14 protein-coding genes, 1 pseudogene and 1 riboswitch are annotated in these 16059 nt (G+C 69.5%); of the genes and pseudogenes, 10 read left to right on the top strand and 5 right to left on the bottom strand.

Annotation, left to right across the window (positions count from 1 at the left end):
• Positions 1 to 20 precede the first annotated feature (20 nt).
• From metG to ND450_RS28655, 9 genes are all read left to right on the top strand, one after another.
• Positions 21 to 1814, top strand: a complete 1794-nt coding sequence (metG, locus tag ND450_RS28700; protein ID WP_253321647.1) for a methionine--tRNA ligase — start codon at positions 21 to 23, stop codon at positions 1812 to 1814.
• Between the two features lie 26 nt (positions 1815 to 1840).
• The gene (locus ND450_RS28695; RefSeq protein WP_253321646.1) at positions 1841 to 2635 is read left to right on the top strand and encodes a TatD family hydrolase; all 795 of its coding nucleotides are present in this window, start codon (positions 1841 to 1843) and stop codon (positions 2633 to 2635) included.
• 304 nt (positions 2636 to 2939) lie between these two features.
• Positions 2940 to 4352: a resuscitation-promoting factor gene (locus ND450_RS45885; protein WP_305885181.1), complete on the top strand. Its 1413-nt coding sequence runs from the start codon at positions 2940 to 2942 to the stop codon at positions 4350 to 4352.
• 610 nt (positions 4353 to 4962) lie between these two features.
• Positions 4963 to 5784 (top strand): 16S rRNA (adenine(1518)-N(6)/adenine(1519)-N(6))-dimethyltransferase RsmA, encoded by an 822-nt coding sequence (gene rsmA, locus ND450_RS28680; protein WP_253328019.1) that lies wholly within the window; start codon positions 4963 to 4965, stop codon positions 5782 to 5784.
• An 88-nt stretch (positions 5785 to 5872) separates the two neighbouring features.
• Positions 5873 to 5966, top strand: a riboswitch (SAM riboswitch).
• Between the two features lie 222 nt (positions 5967 to 6188).
• A complete protein-coding gene (locus ND450_RS28675; RefSeq protein WP_089909222.1) occupies positions 6189 to 7187 on the top strand; it encodes a methionine ABC transporter ATP-binding protein in 999 nt (332 codons plus the stop codon).
• Positions 7184 to 7867, top strand: a complete 684-nt coding sequence (locus tag ND450_RS28670; RefSeq protein WP_089909224.1) for a methionine ABC transporter permease — start codon at positions 7184 to 7186, stop codon at positions 7865 to 7867. Before ND450_RS28675 ends, ND450_RS28670 begins: the two co-directional genes overlap by 4 nt.
• A gap of 27 nt (positions 7868 to 7894) precedes the next feature.
• Entirely contained in the window at positions 7895 to 8698 is an 804-nt protein-coding gene (locus ND450_RS28665; protein WP_253321645.1) for a MetQ/NlpA family ABC transporter substrate-binding protein, read from the top strand.
• A 57-nt stretch (positions 8699 to 8755) separates the two neighbouring features.
• Positions 8756 to 9718: a 4-(cytidine 5'-diphospho)-2-C-methyl-D-erythritol kinase gene (locus ND450_RS28660; RefSeq protein WP_253321644.1), complete on the top strand. Its 963-nt coding sequence runs from the start codon at positions 8756 to 8758 to the stop codon at positions 9716 to 9718.
• Between the two features lie 67 nt (positions 9719 to 9785).
• The gene (locus ND450_RS28655) at positions 9786 to 11555 is read left to right on the top strand and encodes an ABC-F family ATP-binding cassette domain-containing protein (protein WP_089909230.1); all 1770 of its coding nucleotides are present in this window, start codon (positions 9786 to 9788) and stop codon (positions 11553 to 11555) included.
• A gap of 43 nt (positions 11556 to 11598) precedes the next feature.
• Here the strand turns inward: ND450_RS28655 and ND450_RS45880 are convergent, their stop codons facing one another.
• Positions 11599 to 12939, bottom strand: a complete 1341-nt coding sequence (locus ND450_RS45880) for a DivIVA domain-containing protein (RefSeq protein WP_305885180.1) — start codon at positions 12937 to 12939, stop codon at positions 11599 to 11601.
• A 100-nt stretch (positions 12940 to 13039) separates the two neighbouring features.
• On the opposite strand from ND450_RS45880, the gene ND450_RS28630 reads away from it, so the two are divergent.
• Positions 13040 to 14653 carry a fatty acyl-AMP ligase gene (locus tag ND450_RS28630; RefSeq protein WP_253321643.1) on the top strand — a complete coding sequence of 538 codons (1614 nt, stop codon included), beginning with the start codon at positions 13040 to 13042 and terminating at the stop codon, positions 14651 to 14653.
• On the opposite strand, the gene ND450_RS28625 is transcribed toward ND450_RS28630, so the two are convergent.
• The 4 genes and pseudogenes from ND450_RS28625 to ND450_RS45770 all read right to left on the bottom strand — a co-directional run.
• The gene (locus ND450_RS28625; protein ID WP_253321642.1) at positions 14650 to 14958 is read right to left on the bottom strand and encodes a hypothetical protein; all 309 of its coding nucleotides are present in this window, start codon (positions 14956 to 14958) and stop codon (positions 14650 to 14652) included. The two genes, ND450_RS28630 and ND450_RS28625, sit on opposite strands and share 4 nt — an antisense overlap.
• Positions 14959 to 14993: 35 nt before the next feature.
• On the bottom strand, positions 14994 to 15557 hold the full coding sequence (gene pth / locus ND450_RS28620) for an aminoacyl-tRNA hydrolase (protein WP_089909240.1): 564 nt from the start codon (positions 15555 to 15557) through the stop codon (positions 14994 to 14996).
• On the bottom strand, positions 15547 to 15813 hold the full coding sequence (locus tag ND450_RS28615) for a DivIVA domain-containing protein (protein ID WP_253321641.1): 267 nt from the start codon (positions 15811 to 15813) through the stop codon (positions 15547 to 15549). Before ND450_RS28615 ends, pth begins: the two co-directional genes overlap by 11 nt.
• Positions 15814 to 15951: 138 nt before the next feature.
• Positions 15952 to 16044: pseudogene (locus tag ND450_RS45770) on the bottom strand (DivIVA domain-containing protein); the annotation flags it as partial.
• Positions 16045 to 16059: the final 15 nt, after the last annotated feature.

The following is a 16059-nucleotide window of genomic DNA, read 5'->3' as shown; positions in this document are numbered from 1 at the left end:
CGCCTCCGTAGGCTATGCACATGAGTGCCTCCGTACTGACCGCGGTGGCCTGGCCTTATGCCAACGGCCCCAGGCACATCGGTCACGTCTCCGGTTTCGGTGTCCCGTCCGACGTCTTCTCCCGCTACATGCGAATGTCCGGACACCGGGTGCTCATGGTCAGCGGCACGGACGAGCACGGCACACCCATCCAGGTGCAGGCCGAGAAGGAGGGCCTGACGGCCCGCGAGCTCGCCGACAAGTACAACCGCGTCATCGCCGGCGACCTGCAGGGCCTCGGCCTGTCCTACGACCTGTTCACCCGCACCACCACCGGCAACCACTACCAGGTGGTGCAGGACCTGTTCTCCGCGCTGTGGAAGAACGGCTACGTCATCCCCAAGACGGAGATGGGCGCCATCAGTCCGTCGACCGGCAGGACGCTGCCCGACCGCTTCATCGAGGGCACCTGCCCGATCTGCGGGTACGACGGCGCGCGCGGCGACCAGTGCGACAACTGCGGCAACCAGCTCGACCCGATCGACCTGAAGAACCCGCGCTCGCGGATCAACGGCGAGACGCCGAAGTTCATCGAGACCGAGCACCTGTTCCTCGATCTGCCGTCGTTCATCGAGTCGCTGGGCTCGTGGATGGGCACGCGGACCGAGTGGCGCCCGAACGTGCTCAAGTTCTCGCAGAACCTGATCAAGGACCTGCGGCCGCGCGCCATCACCCGCGACCTCGACTGGGGTGTGCCGATCCCGCTCGACGGGTGGAGCGACCAGCCGATGAAGCGGTTCTACGTGTGGTTCGACGCGGTCATCGGCTACTTGAGCGCCTCGGTCGAGTGGGCCCGCCGTTCCGGCAATCCGGACGCGTGGCAGGAGTTCTGGACGGGTGACGCTCAGGGCTACTACTTCATGGGCAAGGACAACATCGTCTTCCACTCGCTCATCTGGCCGTCGCTGCTGCTCGGGCAGAACGGCGCGGGCGACAAGGGCGGCGAGCCCGGCCGGTTCGGCACGCTGAACCTGCCGACCGAGGTCGTGTCGTCGGAGTACCTGACGATGAGCGGCTCGAAGTTCTCCACCTCGCGCGGCACCGTGATCTACGTCGGCGACTTCCTGAAGGAGTTCGGGCCGGACGCGCTGCGGTACTTCATCTCCGTCGCGGGTCCCGAGAACCAGGACACGGACTTCACCTGGGAGGAGTTCGTCCGCCGGACGAACTTCGAGCTGGCGAACGAGTGGGGCAACCTGGTCAACCGCTCGGTCTCGATGGCGCACAAGAACGTCGGCGCCATCCCGAAGGCCACCGCTCTGACCCCCGCCGACCACGAGCTGCTCGCGCAGTCCAAGGCGGCGTTCGACACGGTCGGCGCGCACCTGCGCCGCTCGCGGTTCAAGCAGGCCTCCGGCGAGGCGATGCGCGTGATCTCGGCGGCGAACAAGTACCTGTCGGACCAGGAGCCGTGGAAGCTCAAGGACGACCCGGACCGCCGCGACTCGGTGCTGCACACGGCGTTGCAGGTCGTGCAGGACGCGAACACGCTCATGACGCCGTTCCTGCCGCACTCGGCGCAGAAGGTGCACGAGGCGTTGGGCGGCACGGGCGTGTGGGCCGCACAGCCCCAGATGAACGAGGTCTCCGACCTCGACGTGCCCGACCGCTCGTACCCGGTGCTGACCGGTGACTACGCGGGTGAGCAGGCGAAGTGGGAGTCCACGCCGCTCGAGGTGGGCCGGCCGCTGCAGAAGCCGTCGCCGCTGTTCACCAAGCTCGACGCGAAGCTCGGCGAGACCGGGCCCGAGTGGGCTCCGATCGTCACCGACTAGTGGCGGAGAAGCGGGAACGACCGCCGGTGCCGGAAGCCCTTCCGGTGCCGGTGGTCGACGCCCACACCCACCTCGACGCGTGCGGCGCCTCGACCGCCGCCGACGTGGCGGTCCTGCTCGACCGGGCGGAGGCCGCCGGCGTCTCGCACGTGATCACCGTGGCGGACGACCTGGCCGCCGCCCGCTGGGCCGCCGAAGCGTCCACTTGGGACCCGCGGGTCTACGCGGCGGTGGCCGTGCACCCGACGCGCACGGCGTCGTTCGGGGACGCGGAGAAGTCCGAACTGGAGCGTCTGGCCGTTCTGCCGCGTGTGGTCGCGATCGGCGAGACGGGTCTGGACTACTACTGGGACTACTCGCCGCCGGCCGCGCAGCACGAGGCTTTCCGTTGGCACATCGACCTTTCCAAGCGCGTCGGCAAGCCGTTGATGATCCACGACAGGGACGCGCACGAGGACATCCTCAAGATCCTGGACGCCGAGGGCGCACCGTCCACAGTGGTCTTCCACTGCTTCTCCGGTGACGCGGACTTCGCCCGCCGCTGCGTCGACGCGGGGTACGTCCTGTCGTTCGCGGGCCCGGTGACGTTCAAGAACGCGCGTGCCCTGCGCGAGGCGGCCCAGCTCGTGCCCCAGGACCAGCTCCTGGTCGAGACGGACGCGCCGTTCCTGACGCCCCATCCGTTCCGGGGACGTCCAAACGAACCCTATTGTGTGAATTACACAGTTCGGGATCTCGCTACGGTCCGTGGCGAAGATCTTTCTGAACTCTGCGCCGCCGTCACCCGTACTGCTCAACGAGTGTTCGGGTTCGACCACTGAAATGCGACGTAGAGCGAACGGAGTACAGGGTTCCTACCTCCATGGGGTGACTGAGGTCACAACATCGGTGGGGGTGTTTGCGCAACGTGCTTCGCCCCGTTACTGTCCCGTGACCGTGCCACCAGAGCCGACGTTGTCGGTTCGGAGCACGCCCGCAGTCGGGGCGGGACCGAAGCCAGAAGCGCGAAGAAGCGAGACCACGTAGGAGGAGTTGCCGGGAACCTTCGAGCTCCAACTCGAATGATCTTGTCAACGCCAACTGTGCGGTGGCCTCAAAGCTTCCGCAATGGAGGTATCGACCCTGATGTCCGGTAGCGACAGAACTGCCGCCGCGTCGTACGACTTCAACGAGGACACCGACTGGTTCACGCCGGTCGGCGGCACCGCGGTGGGCGTCGCTGATCCCCACCCGAGCTTTCCCCCCGGCGCGCTGACCATCACGCCCGCGGACGTGCTCGAGGTGCTCGGCCCGGACGCCGACGACCTGCTCGCCTCGGCCAACGTCGACGTCGACGAGCTGATCCGTCTCATCAACGCCGAGACGACGATCATGCCGCCCCTCGTCCTCCCGTCGGAGGAAGAGGAGAAGCGCGACCCGCAGGTCCTCGTCAAGGCCGCCTCGACGTGGAAGCGCCGCTTCCTCAAGGGCGCCGTTGCCGCGGTCCTCGTGTCGATCTCCGGCGGCGGCGTGACCGCGATGGCGATGGACAAGTCGCTGACCGTCGAGGTCGACGGAGCGCTGCAGACCGTCCACTCGTACGAGGGCACGGTCGGCGAGGTCCTGGCAGAGGAAGGCATCGTCGTCGGTGAGCACGACGCCCTGTCCCCGTCGCTGAACGCCCCGATCTCCGACGGCGGCAAGATCAGCCTCGACCGCGGCCGCCTGCTCAAGACGAGCGTCGACGGCCAGGCCCGCGAGGACTGGGTTCGCTCGATCACCGTCGAGGAAGCCGCGAAGCAGCTCGGCGTGAACCTCGAAGGCGCCTGGATGTCCGCGCCCGGTTCGCAGGACATCCCGCTCGAGGGCATGAACCTCGAGGTCAAGACCAGCAAGCTCGTCAAGCTGTTCGACGGCGCGAACCCGGTCCGCGAGATCAAGACCACCGCCCTGACCGTCGACGAGCTCCTCAAGGCCGAGAACCTCACCCTCGGCCCGGAGGACGCCGTCTCGTCCGGCACGGACGTCAAGATCGCGACCGGCGCCGAGGTCTACATCTCCCGCACCGGCGTCACGGTCATCAACGTGAACGAGCCGGTCGCCCCGCCCGTCGAGAAGACCAACGACCCGAACATGAACGCGGGCGAGCAGAAGGTCACCGACCCGGGCGAGGCCGGCGAGCAGACCTCGCAGTACCGCGTGACGGTGAAGAACGGCAAGGAGATCAGCCGCGAGAAGCTGAGCAGCAAGGTCACCAAGGAGCCGAAGCCGAAGAAGATCACCGTCGGCACCAAGCCCCTCCCCGACGGCGAGGTGTGGGACCGCCTGGCCAAGTGCGAGGCGGGCGGCAACTGGGCGATCAACACCGGCAACGGCTACTACGGCGGCCTCCAGTTCAACGCGAGCACCTGGGCCGCCTACGGCGGCACCGCCTACGCGCAGCTCCCGCACCAGGCCACCCGCGAGCAGCAGATCGCCATCGCCACCAAGCTCCGCGACGGCCGCGGCGGCACGTACTCGGCGTGGCCGGGCTGCCGCGCGAAGCTCGGCCTGCCGTAAACCCTCTCCGTCCCCCGACGAAGGCCGCTCCTGGACCGCCAGGGGCGGCCTTCGTCGCGTCCGGGGCCCGCTGGGCGGGGACTTGGTGGGGCTGGACGGCTGGGACGCGTCTGCGGGCGGGTTGCCGGGGGAGCGCACCCGCCACGGTGGCGCGCGGCAGGGCTGGGTGAGGTGCGGCGCGGCATGGGAGATGCGGCGGATCGCGGCAGGCGTGAGGCGCGGCACGGGTGAGACCACCCAGGCCCGGCGTGAGGCGGTGCAGGTCCAGGCGAAGCCGAAGGCGAGCCACCCCACCACCCAGCGCAATGGCGAAGCCGAGCCGCCCCTACCTCTACCCACTCTGACCAGCGGTAATGACCCGACCCCGACGGCGATCGGGGCTTGACTTCGGGTGCGAGTCCTTGAACTTGACCACTCGGCCGGGCTTCACAGACCGGCCTTCATCAGGCCGAGAAAGGCCTCGCAAGGGCCCCGAAGTCAAGCCCCGATCGCGATCGTCGCGAAGCGGCGATGACATGACCCGGCTCGTCACCGCCCACGCTCGTCACCGCCAACCCCAGGTACCACCCACCCCACCCACCACCAGGCCTGCGAGAATGCCGGGGTGAGCCTGCTGGGTCCTGCCGAAGTCCGCCGTCTAGCCGCAGAGCTGGACATCCGCCCCACCAAGAAACTGGGCCAGAACTTCGTCCACGACCCCAACACCGTCCGCAAGATCGTCACCGCGGCCGAGCTCACCGAGGACGACGTCGTCCTGGAGGTGGGCCCGGGCCTGGGCTCGCTCACCCTCGCCCTCCTCCCGAGCGCCAGCCAGGTGGTGGCCGTGGAAATCGACCCCCCGCTGGCGCAAAGGCTCCCGCAGACCGTCCAAGAGATGGATCCGGAGAACGCCCACAAGCTCCACGTCGTCCTCAAGGACGCCATGAAAGTCACCCGGGAAGACCTGCCGTTCCAGCCCACCGCGATCGTCGCCAACCTGCCCTACAACGTGGCGGTGCCGGTGGTCCTCCACCTCCTGGCCGAGCTCCCCAGCCTCCAGAAGGGGCTGGTGATGGTGCAGGCCGAGGTGGCCGACCGGATGGCAGCGAAGCCCGGCAACAAGATCTACGGCGTCCCCAGCGTGAAGCTCGCCTGGTACGCCGAGGCGAAGAAGGCCGGCGCGATCGGCAAGAACGTCTTCTGGCCCGCGCCGAACGTCGACTCGGGGCTGGTCTGGTTCCAGCGCCACGAGAAGCCGCTGTCCACAGTGGACCGATCCAAGCTCTTCAAGATCGTGGACGCCGCCTTCGCGCAGCGCCGCAAGACCCTCAGGGCTGCTCTCAAAGCACACACCCCGAACGTCGACGAACTGCTCGAGAAGGCCGGTGTCGACCCGCAGCTGCGGGGGGAGCAGCTCAGCGTGATCGACTTCATCCGGATTGCGGAGGTCTAGGCCGGGGATCCTTCGGCCATCAGTGTGATCTGTCGAACGAATCCGAATCTGGCTTGCGCAACCGAACGTCCGTCCGGTTGACTGCTACTTGCCATCCGGAGCGACTGAGAGACCTGGCTCTACGACGTCGCAGCAACCACCCGCTGGATGCGGGCAGGTGCTAACGCCAGGACCGATGGAGGAGCACCATGGGTACCGTGCGAATGCTGACGCGCCGTCGAGTCATCGACCAGTGCCGTCGCTCGTCTTCTGCATGTCGTCGCCACCTCGTCTAAGGCGCCTTTTCAAAGTCCTTTGACGCGCACTCGAACGAAGAGTGGCGCACACCCCTGAGCAGCAATCTTCGACCGCGCACGTCCGCCACGAGCGGACGAGGTGCCGTCGCGCGCAGCCGTGGAGCAGAAGTGATCACTGTCGAAAACCTCACCAAGTCCTTCCAGGGTGTCAGCGCCCTCAACGGCGTGACCCTCGACGTCGAGGCCGGCACCGTGCTCGGTGTCGTCGGCCCGAGCGGTGCCGGCAAGTCCACTCTCGCCCGCTGCGTCGCGCTGCTGGAGCGTCCCGACTCCGGGGCGATCCGCGTCGACGGCACCGACATCACGAGCCTCGACGGGTCGGCCCTCAGGGCTGCTCGCAGGCAGATCGGCGTTGTGCCGCAAGGGGATTCGCTCCTCCGCCAGCGCACGGCGGCCGGCAACATCGCGCTGCCGCTCGAGAGCGCGGGAGTCCCCGGACCTCAGCGGCGGACGAGGGTCGGCGAGCTGCTCGACCTCGTCGGGCTCACCGACAAGGCCGCCGCGTACCCCGACCAGCTGTCCGGCGGGCAGCGCCAGCGCATCGCCGTGGCGCGTGCCCTCGCCGCCAACCCGTCCGTGCTGCTCGCCGACGAGCCGACGTCCGCGCTGGACCCGGAGACCACCGGTTCCGTGCTGACCGTGCTCGACCGTGCGCGCGCTGAGCTGGGTGTGACCGTCCTCGTCGTCACGCACGACATGGGTGTGGTCCGGAAGATCTGCGACGACGTCGCCGTGCTGGAGCAGGGGCGCGTCGTCGAACACGGCAAGGTCCTCGACCTGGTCAACAACCCGGTGAGCCGCACGAGCAGTGCGCTGCTGCCCGCGGTCGACCTGAACCCGATCAACGAGAGCAGCTACGACCGCGTCGCGGACGTCGTGCTCGTCGGGTTCGCCGCGGTCGGGGCGCTGCTGCCCGAGGCCGCGCACCGGTTCGGCGTGGAACTGAACATCGTCGGCGGTGGCCTGACGCGTCTCGGGGAGACCCCGGTCGCGCGCTTCCGCCTGGGGCTGAACGGCGAACGCTCCGACTCCGCTCTCGAGTGGATCGGCGAGGCCGGCGGCGCTGTGCAGAGGTCCCTGAAGGGGCCGCAGGGAGTAGCTGCGTGAGGTCTGCAACACCCTGGTCCGACGTGATCGCGTATCTCGTCGAGGCCACCGGAGAAACGCTGTACATGGTCGGCGTCTCCACTGTCATCGCAACACTGCTGGGCGTTCCCGTGGGTGTTTGGCTGCAGCTCACCGCCAAGGGCGGGCTGCGGCCGAACGCCGCGGTGCACAGGATCCTGAGCTTCGTCACCGACCTGGGCCGCTCGATGCCGTTCATCGTGCTGCTCGTCGCGCTCACGTCGGTCACCCGCCTGATCGTCGGCGGCTCGATCGGCAGCACGGCGGTCATCGTGCCGCTGGCCGTGGGAGCGATCCCGTTCGTGGGCAGGCTGGTGCAGAACATCCTGTCCGAGGTGCACGTGACCGTGGTGGAAGCCGCGATCACGACCGGCGCCTCGACCCTCAAGATCGTCAAGAGCGTGCTGATCCGCGAGTCGCTGCCCGCGCTGATCAACGCCATCGGCGTCACCGTGATCGCCCTCATCGGGTACTCGGCGATGGCCGGCGTGATCGGCGGCGGTGGCCTCGGCGACCTGGCGATCCGCGAGGGCTACCAGCGCTTCAACGACCGGATCCTGTGGAGCACCGTGGCGTGGCTCGCCGTGCTCACCACCGTGATCCAGCTCGGTTTCACCCGTGCCGCCCGCGCCTTCGACCGGCGCCGGCACGCCTCCGTCTGACCCGTAGCAATTCTCAAAAGGAACGTCATGCGTATTCGTGCTGCCCTGATCGCAGTCGCTTTGACCGGTTTGACTGCTCTGTCCGCCTGCTCGTCGGGTGGTGCGAGCAGCGCCTCCGACACGCTCAAGGTCGGCGTCTCGCCGGTCCCGCACGCCGAGATCCTCAAGTACGTGGCGGACAACCTCGCCTCGTCGAAGGGTCTCAAGATCGATGTCGTCGAGTTCACCGACTACGTGCAGCCGAACACGGCGCTGGTCGACGGGTCGCTCGACGCCAACTACTTCCAGACCGTCCCGTACCTGGAGACCTTCACCAAGGAGTCCGGCGCGAAGGTCGAGTGGGTCCAGCCCGTCCACGTCGAGCCGCTCGGCCTCTACTCGAAGAAGGCCAAGAAGCTCGACGAGCTGCCGAACGGTGCCAAGATCGCCGTCGCCAACGACGCGACGAACGAGGCCCGCGGCCTGAAGCTGCTGGAGGCGAACGGCCTGATCAAGCTCAAGGCCGTCGACCAGCCCACCGTGCGCGACCTGGCGGAGAACCCCAAGAACCTGCAGTTCGTGCCCCTGGAGGCCGCTCAGCTGCCGCGGTCGCTGGAGGACACCGACGCGTCGGTCATCAACGGCAACTACGCCATCGACGCGGGCCTCAAGCCGGCCACCGACTCGCTCGCGCTGGAGAAGGCCGAGAACAACCCGAACGCGAACGGCCTGGTCACCCGCACCGAGCTCAAGGACGACAAGCGCATCAGGGACCTGGCGGAGCTGCTCGCGTCGCAGCAGGTCAAGGACTACATCAAGCAGAAGTACAACGGTTCGGTCATCCCGGTCTGAGCGCGACTGCGACCGGGGGAGGAGTCCGGGACCCGAGAACGCCCGTAGGCTGACATGGTGCTCGCAGTCGTTCCTCCCCCGGTCACAGTTCGCGTCCCGGCCAAGGTCAACCTGCACCTGGCCGTAGGTGACGTGCGTCCGGACGGTTACCACGACCTGGTGACGGTCTTCCAGGCGCTGTCGCTGGTCGACGAGGTCACGGTCGCGGTCGCCGACGAGCCGGGCGTCGAGGTCCACGGCGAGGGCGCCGACCAGGTGCCCACCGGTGCCTCGAACCTCGCGTGGCGCGCCGTCCAGCTGCTCGCCGCGCACGTCGGCAGGGACGCCGACGACCCCAAGGTCCGCGTCGTCATCCGCAAGGCCATCCCGGTCGCGGGCGGCATGGCGGGCGGCAGCGCGGACGCGGCGGCGGCGCTGGTCGGCCTGTCGTCGTTGTGGCGCCTCGACATCAGCCGTGACGAGCTGGCCGAACTGGCCGCGAAGCTCGGCGCGGACGTCCCCTTCGCCCTCTACGGCGCGACCGCCCTCGGCACCGGCCGCGGCGAGCGGATCGTGCCCGTGCTCGGCCGCCACCAGTTCCACTGGGTGCTGGCGTTCGACCGCCGCGGACTGTCCACTCCGGACGTCTTCGACGAGCTGGACCGCCTGCGCGCCGAGGGGGACCCGCCCCGCGTGGGCGAGGTCGAGGCCGTGCTGGAGGGCCTGTCCTCCGGCGACCCGCGGCAGCTCGCCCTGCTGCTGGGCAACGACCTCCAGGCGGCGGCCGTGTCCCTGCGCCCGAACCTGCGCCGGACGCTGCGCGCGGGTGTCGACGCGGGCGCGCTGGCCGGCATCGTGTCCGGTTCCGGCCCCACGACGGCGTTCCTGTGCGAGGACGGCGACGCGGCGGTGAAGGTGGCCGCCGAACTGGCCGGCGCCGGCGTGTGCCGGACGGTTCGCGTGGCGCACGGCCCGGTGCCCGGAGCGCGCGTGATCACGACTGAAGAGCCCAAGCCCACCCCTCCCGAGGTGCACGCGTAGCCGTCGGGGGATTTGGCCTGCCTGGGTAGCCTGCACCGGGCAGTTTCTTACTAGTCGTGAGGTTTTGATGGCCAACCTGGTCAACCTGGAGTCCGTGTCGAAGTCGTTCGGCGTCCGGCCGTTGCTCGACCGCGTGTCGCTCGGCGTCAACGAGGGCGACCGCATCGGCGTCGTCGGTCTGAACGGCGGCGGCAAGACGACGCTGCTCGAGGTGCTGGCCGGGGTGGAGCCCGCCGACGACGGCCGCGTGTCGCGATCGCGCGACCTGCGGATGGCCGTCGTGACGCAGCGGACCGAACTGCCCGAGGGCTCGACCGTGCGCAACGCGGTGATCGACCCGCTCGGCTTCGACGCGGAGCACGAGTGGGCGTCCGACGCCCGCGTCCGGTCCATTTTGGACGGACTCGGGATCACGGCGCTGGGCCTCGACTCCGTGGTCTCCACGATGTCCGGTGGCGAGCGCCGCCGCGTCGCACTGGCGGCCGCGCTGATCCAGGACCTCGAACTCCTCGTGCTCGACGAGCCGACGAACCACCTCGACGTCGAGGGCGTGCGGTGGCTCGCGGAGCACCTGCTGGCCCGCAAGTGCGCGCTCGTCGTCGTCACGCACGACAGGTGGTTCCTCGACACGGTCTGCAACCGCACGTGGGAAGTGGTGCTGGGAAAGGTCGAGCAGTACGAGGGCGGCTACGCCGACTGGATCTTCGCGCGCGCCGAGCGGCAGCGGCTCGCGGACGCGGCGGAGGAGAAGCGGCAGAACCTGGCGCGCAAGGAGCTCGCCTGGCTGCGCCGCGGCGCGCCCGCCCGCACCTCGAAGCCGCGCTACCGCATCGAGGCCGCCGAGGCCCTGATCGCGGACGTGCCGCCGCTGCGGGACAACGTGGAGCTGCTGGCGTTCGCCAAGAAGCGCCTGGGCCGCACGGTGATCGAGCTCGAGGACGCCACGCTGTCCATTCCGGACCGCGTGCTGGTGCAGGACCTGACGTGGCGGATCGGTCCCGGTGAGCGGATCGGTCTCGTCGGCGTCAACGGATCGGGCAAGACGACGTTGCTCCGCCTGCTGGCCGGAGAACGGGAAACCGAGTCGGGCAAGCGGATCCAGGGCGCGACGGTCAAGATCGCGCACCTCTCGCAGGAGCTGCTCGACCTCAACGGGTCGATGCGCGTGCTGGAGGCCATCGAGGAGGTCGCGCGCCGCGTCGTGCTCGGCAAGTACGAGATGTCGGCCTCGCAGCTGGGCGAGCGCTTCGGGTTCTCGTCGCAGAAGCAGTGGACGCCCGTCTCGGACCTGTCCGGTGGCGAGCGGCGGCGCTTGCAGCTCTGCCGGCTGCTGATGGCCGAGCCGAACGTGCTGCTGCTCGACGAGCCGACCAACGACCTCGACATCGACACGTTGCAGCAGCTGGAAGACCTGCTCGACTCGTGGGCCGGCACGCTCGTCGTGATCTCCCACGACCGCTACCTCGTCGAGCGCGTCTGCGACAAGGTCGTGGCGCTCTTCGGCGACGGCAAGCTGACCGACCTGCCCGGCGGCATCGAGGAGTACCTGCAGCGCCGGGACTCGCTGCGCGACAGGCAGTCCACCGCCGCGCCGGCCGCCGAGAAGGCGCCGTCGAACGCCGCCGACCAGCGCGCCGCCCGCAAGGAGCTGGCCCGGCTGGAGCGGCGCCTCGAGGTGCTGCACAAGAAGGAAGCCGAGCTGCACGCGGCGCTGGCCGAGGCCGCGACCGAGCCCGACCGGCTGCTCAAGCTCGACGCCGAGCTGAGGGCCGTGCTGGCGGAGGAGTCCGAAGTGGAGACCGCGTGGATGGCCGCCGCCGAGGTCGTCGAGGGCTGAGCGGCACCGTCCCGAGCGGTACCTGGCCTAGCCCGCGCCGGGGCTACTTGCCCCGGCGGCGCAGCTCCTCGGCGAGCTGGGGCAGCAACTCGTCGATGAACGACGTGTCGTAGCCCTGGCCCGAGAGCAGCGCGTAGCTGAAGCGCGCCTTCATGACCTCGTCGGCGGTCGCCCCGAGCATGCCGTCGAGCGCGACGCCGATCTCCTCCAGCATCCTGTCGACCTGCGCGGTGCGGTAGCCGCGCTGACCGGATGCCGCCTGCGGGATCCGCAGCTGGCGCAGGTCCTTCCAGGACTTCACCGTCGGCATGCTGCTGCGCACCGGGCCGGAGAACTGCTGCTCGATCTGGCCGAGGAACGCGTCGACCTCGGTCTCGTCGTACCCGCGCCTGCCGATCAGGGGACGGGAGAACCGGATGTCGCGGACGTCCTTCGCGGTCAGGTTGTCCTGGCCGAGCAGTGTCGCCTCGATGCGGTCGAGGAACGCGTCCACCTGGGACTCCTGGTAGCCGCGGCGGCCGCGCGGAGGGCGGTGGAACGCGATGTTGCGGATGTCCGCGGCGGTGAACTTCGCCGCGTCGACGGACTGCTGGGACGCGGGCTGCTGCGCGGGCGTCCGCGGCTGCTGCTGGGCCTTGCGGGGGCGCTGCTGCGGCTGGGGACGCGGGTCCGGCTGGGCGCCGCGCTGCTGCGGGCGTTGCTGCTGCTGGGGGAGCTGCGGCGGGATCTGCGTGGTCGGCGGGCCCGGGTCGCGCGGCGGCGGTGCGGTCTCGAACATCAGGACCACGAGGTCGAGGAACGTGTCGACGTCCTCGGAGTCGTAGCCGAACGTGCCGGGGGCGGTCTCGCCGAACACGGCGTCCTGCACCTGCTGGGCGGTCAGGTTGTCCCTGCCTCGCAGGGTCTGCTCGATGCGGTCGAGGAACGCGTCGATCTGCCCCTCGTGGTAGCCGCGGGTCCCCGGTCTGGGCTTGTGGAAGCGCACGGCGGCGACGTCGTCGGGGGACAACCTGACCGCGGGTCTCATCGCCTGCGACGTGGCGTGCGCGCCCTGCGCCGGCGCGGCGGCCTGCACCCGTTGCGGAGTGGACCGCAGCGTGTCCGCCACGAGTTCCATGAAGACGTTGACCTCGTTCACGTCGTAGCCCGGGTCTCGGGTCGCCGTGCTGAACCTGACGTTGAGCACGTCCTCGCGCGTGAGGATGTCCTTGCTCTTCATGGTGCCCTCGACCCTGTCGAGGAACGCGTCCACCTCAGCCGCGTCGTACCCGCGCTGACCACGCGGGGGACGGTGGAACGCGACCAGTGCCACGTCCTGCGCGGAGAGCAGAGGAGCCGGATGCGCGGGTAGACGATGCTGCGCTCCGGGACCGCCCCGATCCACCAATGACCTCCTCCTGCGTACCTGTACTGGGGAGTATCGCGTTTCGCGTGGCATAACGTTTCGCCCTGATGGACCAAAGGCCGCCACTACGATCGCGAACATGAGTCAGTTCGTGGATGTGATGCTGGCGACGGCCTCCAGCGGCAGCGACAGGGGCATGACGACGGGGGAACCCGCCGCGCCCGTCCGCCGGACGTGGGCCGAGGTGCACGAACGCGCCCGGCGGATGGCCGGTGCGCTCGACGTGGCACCGGGCACCGCGATCGCCGTGCTCGCCGCCGAACCAGCCGTGATCGCCCCAGCCGTGCAGGCCGCATGGCTTTGTGGTGGCAGCGTCACGATGTTGCATCAACCCACACCGCGCACCGACCTGGCCGAGTGGGCCGAGGACACGCTGCGGGTGCTCGCCATGATCGATTCGCACCTGGTCCTGCTCGGCAGCCCCTTCGACGCCCTGGCTGCCGTCCTGGACCAGCACGGAGTGCCCTACAAGCTGCTCTCCGAACTCGACGCGGAACCGATCGCTGCTCCTGTTCCCACCGACGAGGATGCCACGGCACTGCTGCAGTTGACGAGTGGATCGACGGCTGATCCGAAAGCCGTGCGCATCACCCACCGCAACCTCATGGCGAACGCCGAGGGCATGCGCGTCGCGGCGGCCCTGGACCCGTCCTCCGACGTCATGATCTCGTGGCTGCCGCTGTTCCACGACATGGGCATGGTCGGCTTCCTGACCGTGCCGATGCTGTTCGGCCTGGAACTGGTGAAGGTCACGCCCGTCGACTTCCTGTCGCGCCCGACGCTGTGGGCCGACCTGATCACCCGCCACCGCGGCACGATCACCGCCGCGCCGAACTTCGCCTACGCGATCGTGGCGCGCCGCCTGGCCTCGTCGTCCGACTCGTTCGACCTGTCCTCGATGCGCCTGGCTCTGAACGGCGCCGAGCCGATCGACCCGGCGGCCGTGGAGGCGTTCGTGACGGCCGGTGCGCGGTTCGGTCTGCGCCCCGAGTCGATCCTCGCGGCCTACGGGATGGCGGAGACCACCCTGGGCGTCGCGTTCGCACCCCTGTTCACCGGCCTGTCGGTGGACGTCGTGGACGCGGACGCGTTGGAGTCCAAGCACCGCGCGGTGCCCACGGAGGGCGGGCGCGCGTTCCCGTTGCTCGGTCCGCCGCTGCCCGGCCTGGAACTGCGGGTCGTGTCGGACGACGGCGCCGTGCTGGGCGTCCGGGACGTCGGCGAGCTGCAGATCCGCGGCGAGGCCGTGACGCCCGGCTACCTGACCGTGAACGGCCCACTGGCCACTCAGGACGCCGAGGGCTGGCTGTCCACCGGGGACCTCGGCTACCTGGTGGAGGACGGCCAGGTCGTCGTCTGCGGGCGCCGCAAGGACGTCATCATCATGGGCGGGCGCAACATCTACCCGACCGACGTGGAGCGCGCGGCCTGCTCGGTCGAGGGCGTGCGCCCCGGCAACGCCGTCGCCGTGCGGCTGGACGCCGGCACCCAGCGCGAACGGTTCGCCGTCGTGCTGGAGTCGAAGCTCGCCGGTGACGCCGACGCCGAGAAGGACCTGGTCAAGCAGGTCACGGCACGCGTGGTCGACGCCGTCGGGTTGAGGCCGTTCGCCGTGGTGGTGCAGCCGCCGGGGACGTTGCCGAAGACGCCGTCGGGCAAGCTCCGGCGGTCCTCGGCGGCCGCCCTGGTCTAGATGTCGTCGAGTTCCCGGAGTCGTTCGCGCAGCTCCCTCGCGGTCCTGCGGGGGAGTGCGTGGGCGGCGGCTTCGAGGACCTCACGGGCGTGGAACGGGTCGTGGTCCGGGTAGAGGTCGTGGTCCTGCGGCCCATCGGGCCAGTGGTTGCTGGCCGGGGAGCGTTGCCACGCGGTCCAGGTGCGGAGCGCGCTCGTGACAGCGCCTTGGTAGAAGTGGTCGCGGCTGCGTTCCAGGCGCTCCAGATCGGCCACGAGGCGGCCGGAGAGGCCCTTCAGCACGTCGGGGCGGCGCTTAGGCGGCATGGCCCTTTCGGTTGGTCATGCCGTCCATTGTGCCGCTAGTGGAAAGCGTTTTGTGCGGCTTCCAGGCCCTTGGTGACGAGGGCTTCCGCCGCGTCCGCCGCCCGGTCGATCTCCAGGGCGAGCTGCTTGCGTTCGACGGTCGAGAAGTCCTTCAGGACGTAGTCGGCCGGGTCCTGGCGGCCCGACGGGCGGTCCACGCCGAAGCGGAGGCGGTGGTAGTCCTTGGTGCCCAGGGACTTCGTGATGGAGCGGAGTCCGTTGTGGCCGTTGTCGCCGCCACCGAGCTTCATGCGCAGCTGGGCGAACGGCAGATCCAGCTCGTCGTGGACCACGAGGATCGTGGTGGGCTTGAAGAACTTCACGGCGCTCGCGACGGGGCCGCCGGAGAGGTTCATGAAGCTGCGCGGCTTGGCGAGGACGACGCGGTGGCCCGCGAGACGGCCCTCGACGACCTCGGCGCCCGACTTGTGCGCCTTGAACTTGCCGCTCATGCGCGCGGCCAGCTCGTCGAGGACGAGGAAGCCGATGTTGTGGCGGTTGCCCTCGTACTTGGGGCCTGGGTTGCCCAGCCCGACGACGAGGGCGAGGTCAGCGTCCACGGAACCGCAACTCCTGCTCGAGATCGTCCAGCAACGTGTCGACGGCCTGAACCTGGTACCCCTTGCCCAGCAGGCCGGACGTGGTGCTGAACCGGGTGTTGCGGATCTCGGTCGAGGTCATCGAGCCACGGCCGTCCAGGTTGGCCGCGGCACGGGCGATGAAGGCGTCGACCTCGGCGCGGTCGTAGCCGGTGCCCGCCTTCGGGAGCTTGCGCCCGCGCAGGTCCTCGCCGCTGTTCAGGCCCGTCGGCGGCACGATGCCGTTGCGGACCTGGAACTCCAGCAGGTGCAGGACACCGTCGACGCTCAGCGGGTCGTAGCCGTTGGGGACCGCCGCGAACCTGACGGTGCGGATGTGGTCCGGGTTCAGCCGGAGACGACCGGACAGGGCGTCGGCGATGATCTGCAGGAACTCGTTGACCTGCCCGGGGTCGTAGCCCTGCCGCTTGCGGCGGAAGGTCTTCGACCGGACATCGGCCGGGCGCAGGTACTGCGACGGCGC

The organism is Lentzea sp. HUAS12 (assembly GCF_024125735.1).
Taxonomy (GTDB): Bacteria; Actinomycetota; Actinomycetes; order Mycobacteriales; family Pseudonocardiaceae; genus Lentzea; species Lentzea albida.
This window is presented reverse-complemented; position numbering and strand designations above follow the sequence as displayed.

Excerpts from the sequence above, each read along its gene's own strand:
- ND450_RS28655 (WP_089909230.1), top strand. The coding sequence starts at position 9,786 with ATGGCCAACCTGGTCAACCTGGAGTCCGTGTCGAAGTCGTTCGGCGTC.
- ND450_RS28630 (WP_253321643.1), top strand. The coding sequence starts at position 13,040 with ATGAGTCAGTTCGTGGATGTGATGCTGGCGACGGCCTCCAGCGGCAGC.
- metG (WP_253321647.1), top strand. The coding sequence starts at position 21 with ATGAGTGCCTCCGTACTGACCGCGGTGGCCTGGCCTTATGCCAACGGC.
- ND450_RS28625 (WP_253321642.1), bottom strand. The coding sequence starts at position 14,958 with ATGCCGCCTAAGCGCCGCCCCGACGTGCTGAAGGGCCTCTCCGGCCGC.
- ND450_RS28665 (WP_253321645.1), top strand. The coding sequence starts at position 7,895 with ATGCGTATTCGTGCTGCCCTGATCGCAGTCGCTTTGACCGGTTTGACT.
- ND450_RS45885 (WP_305885181.1), top strand. The coding sequence starts at position 2,940 with ATGTCCGGTAGCGACAGAACTGCCGCCGCGTCGTACGACTTCAACGAG.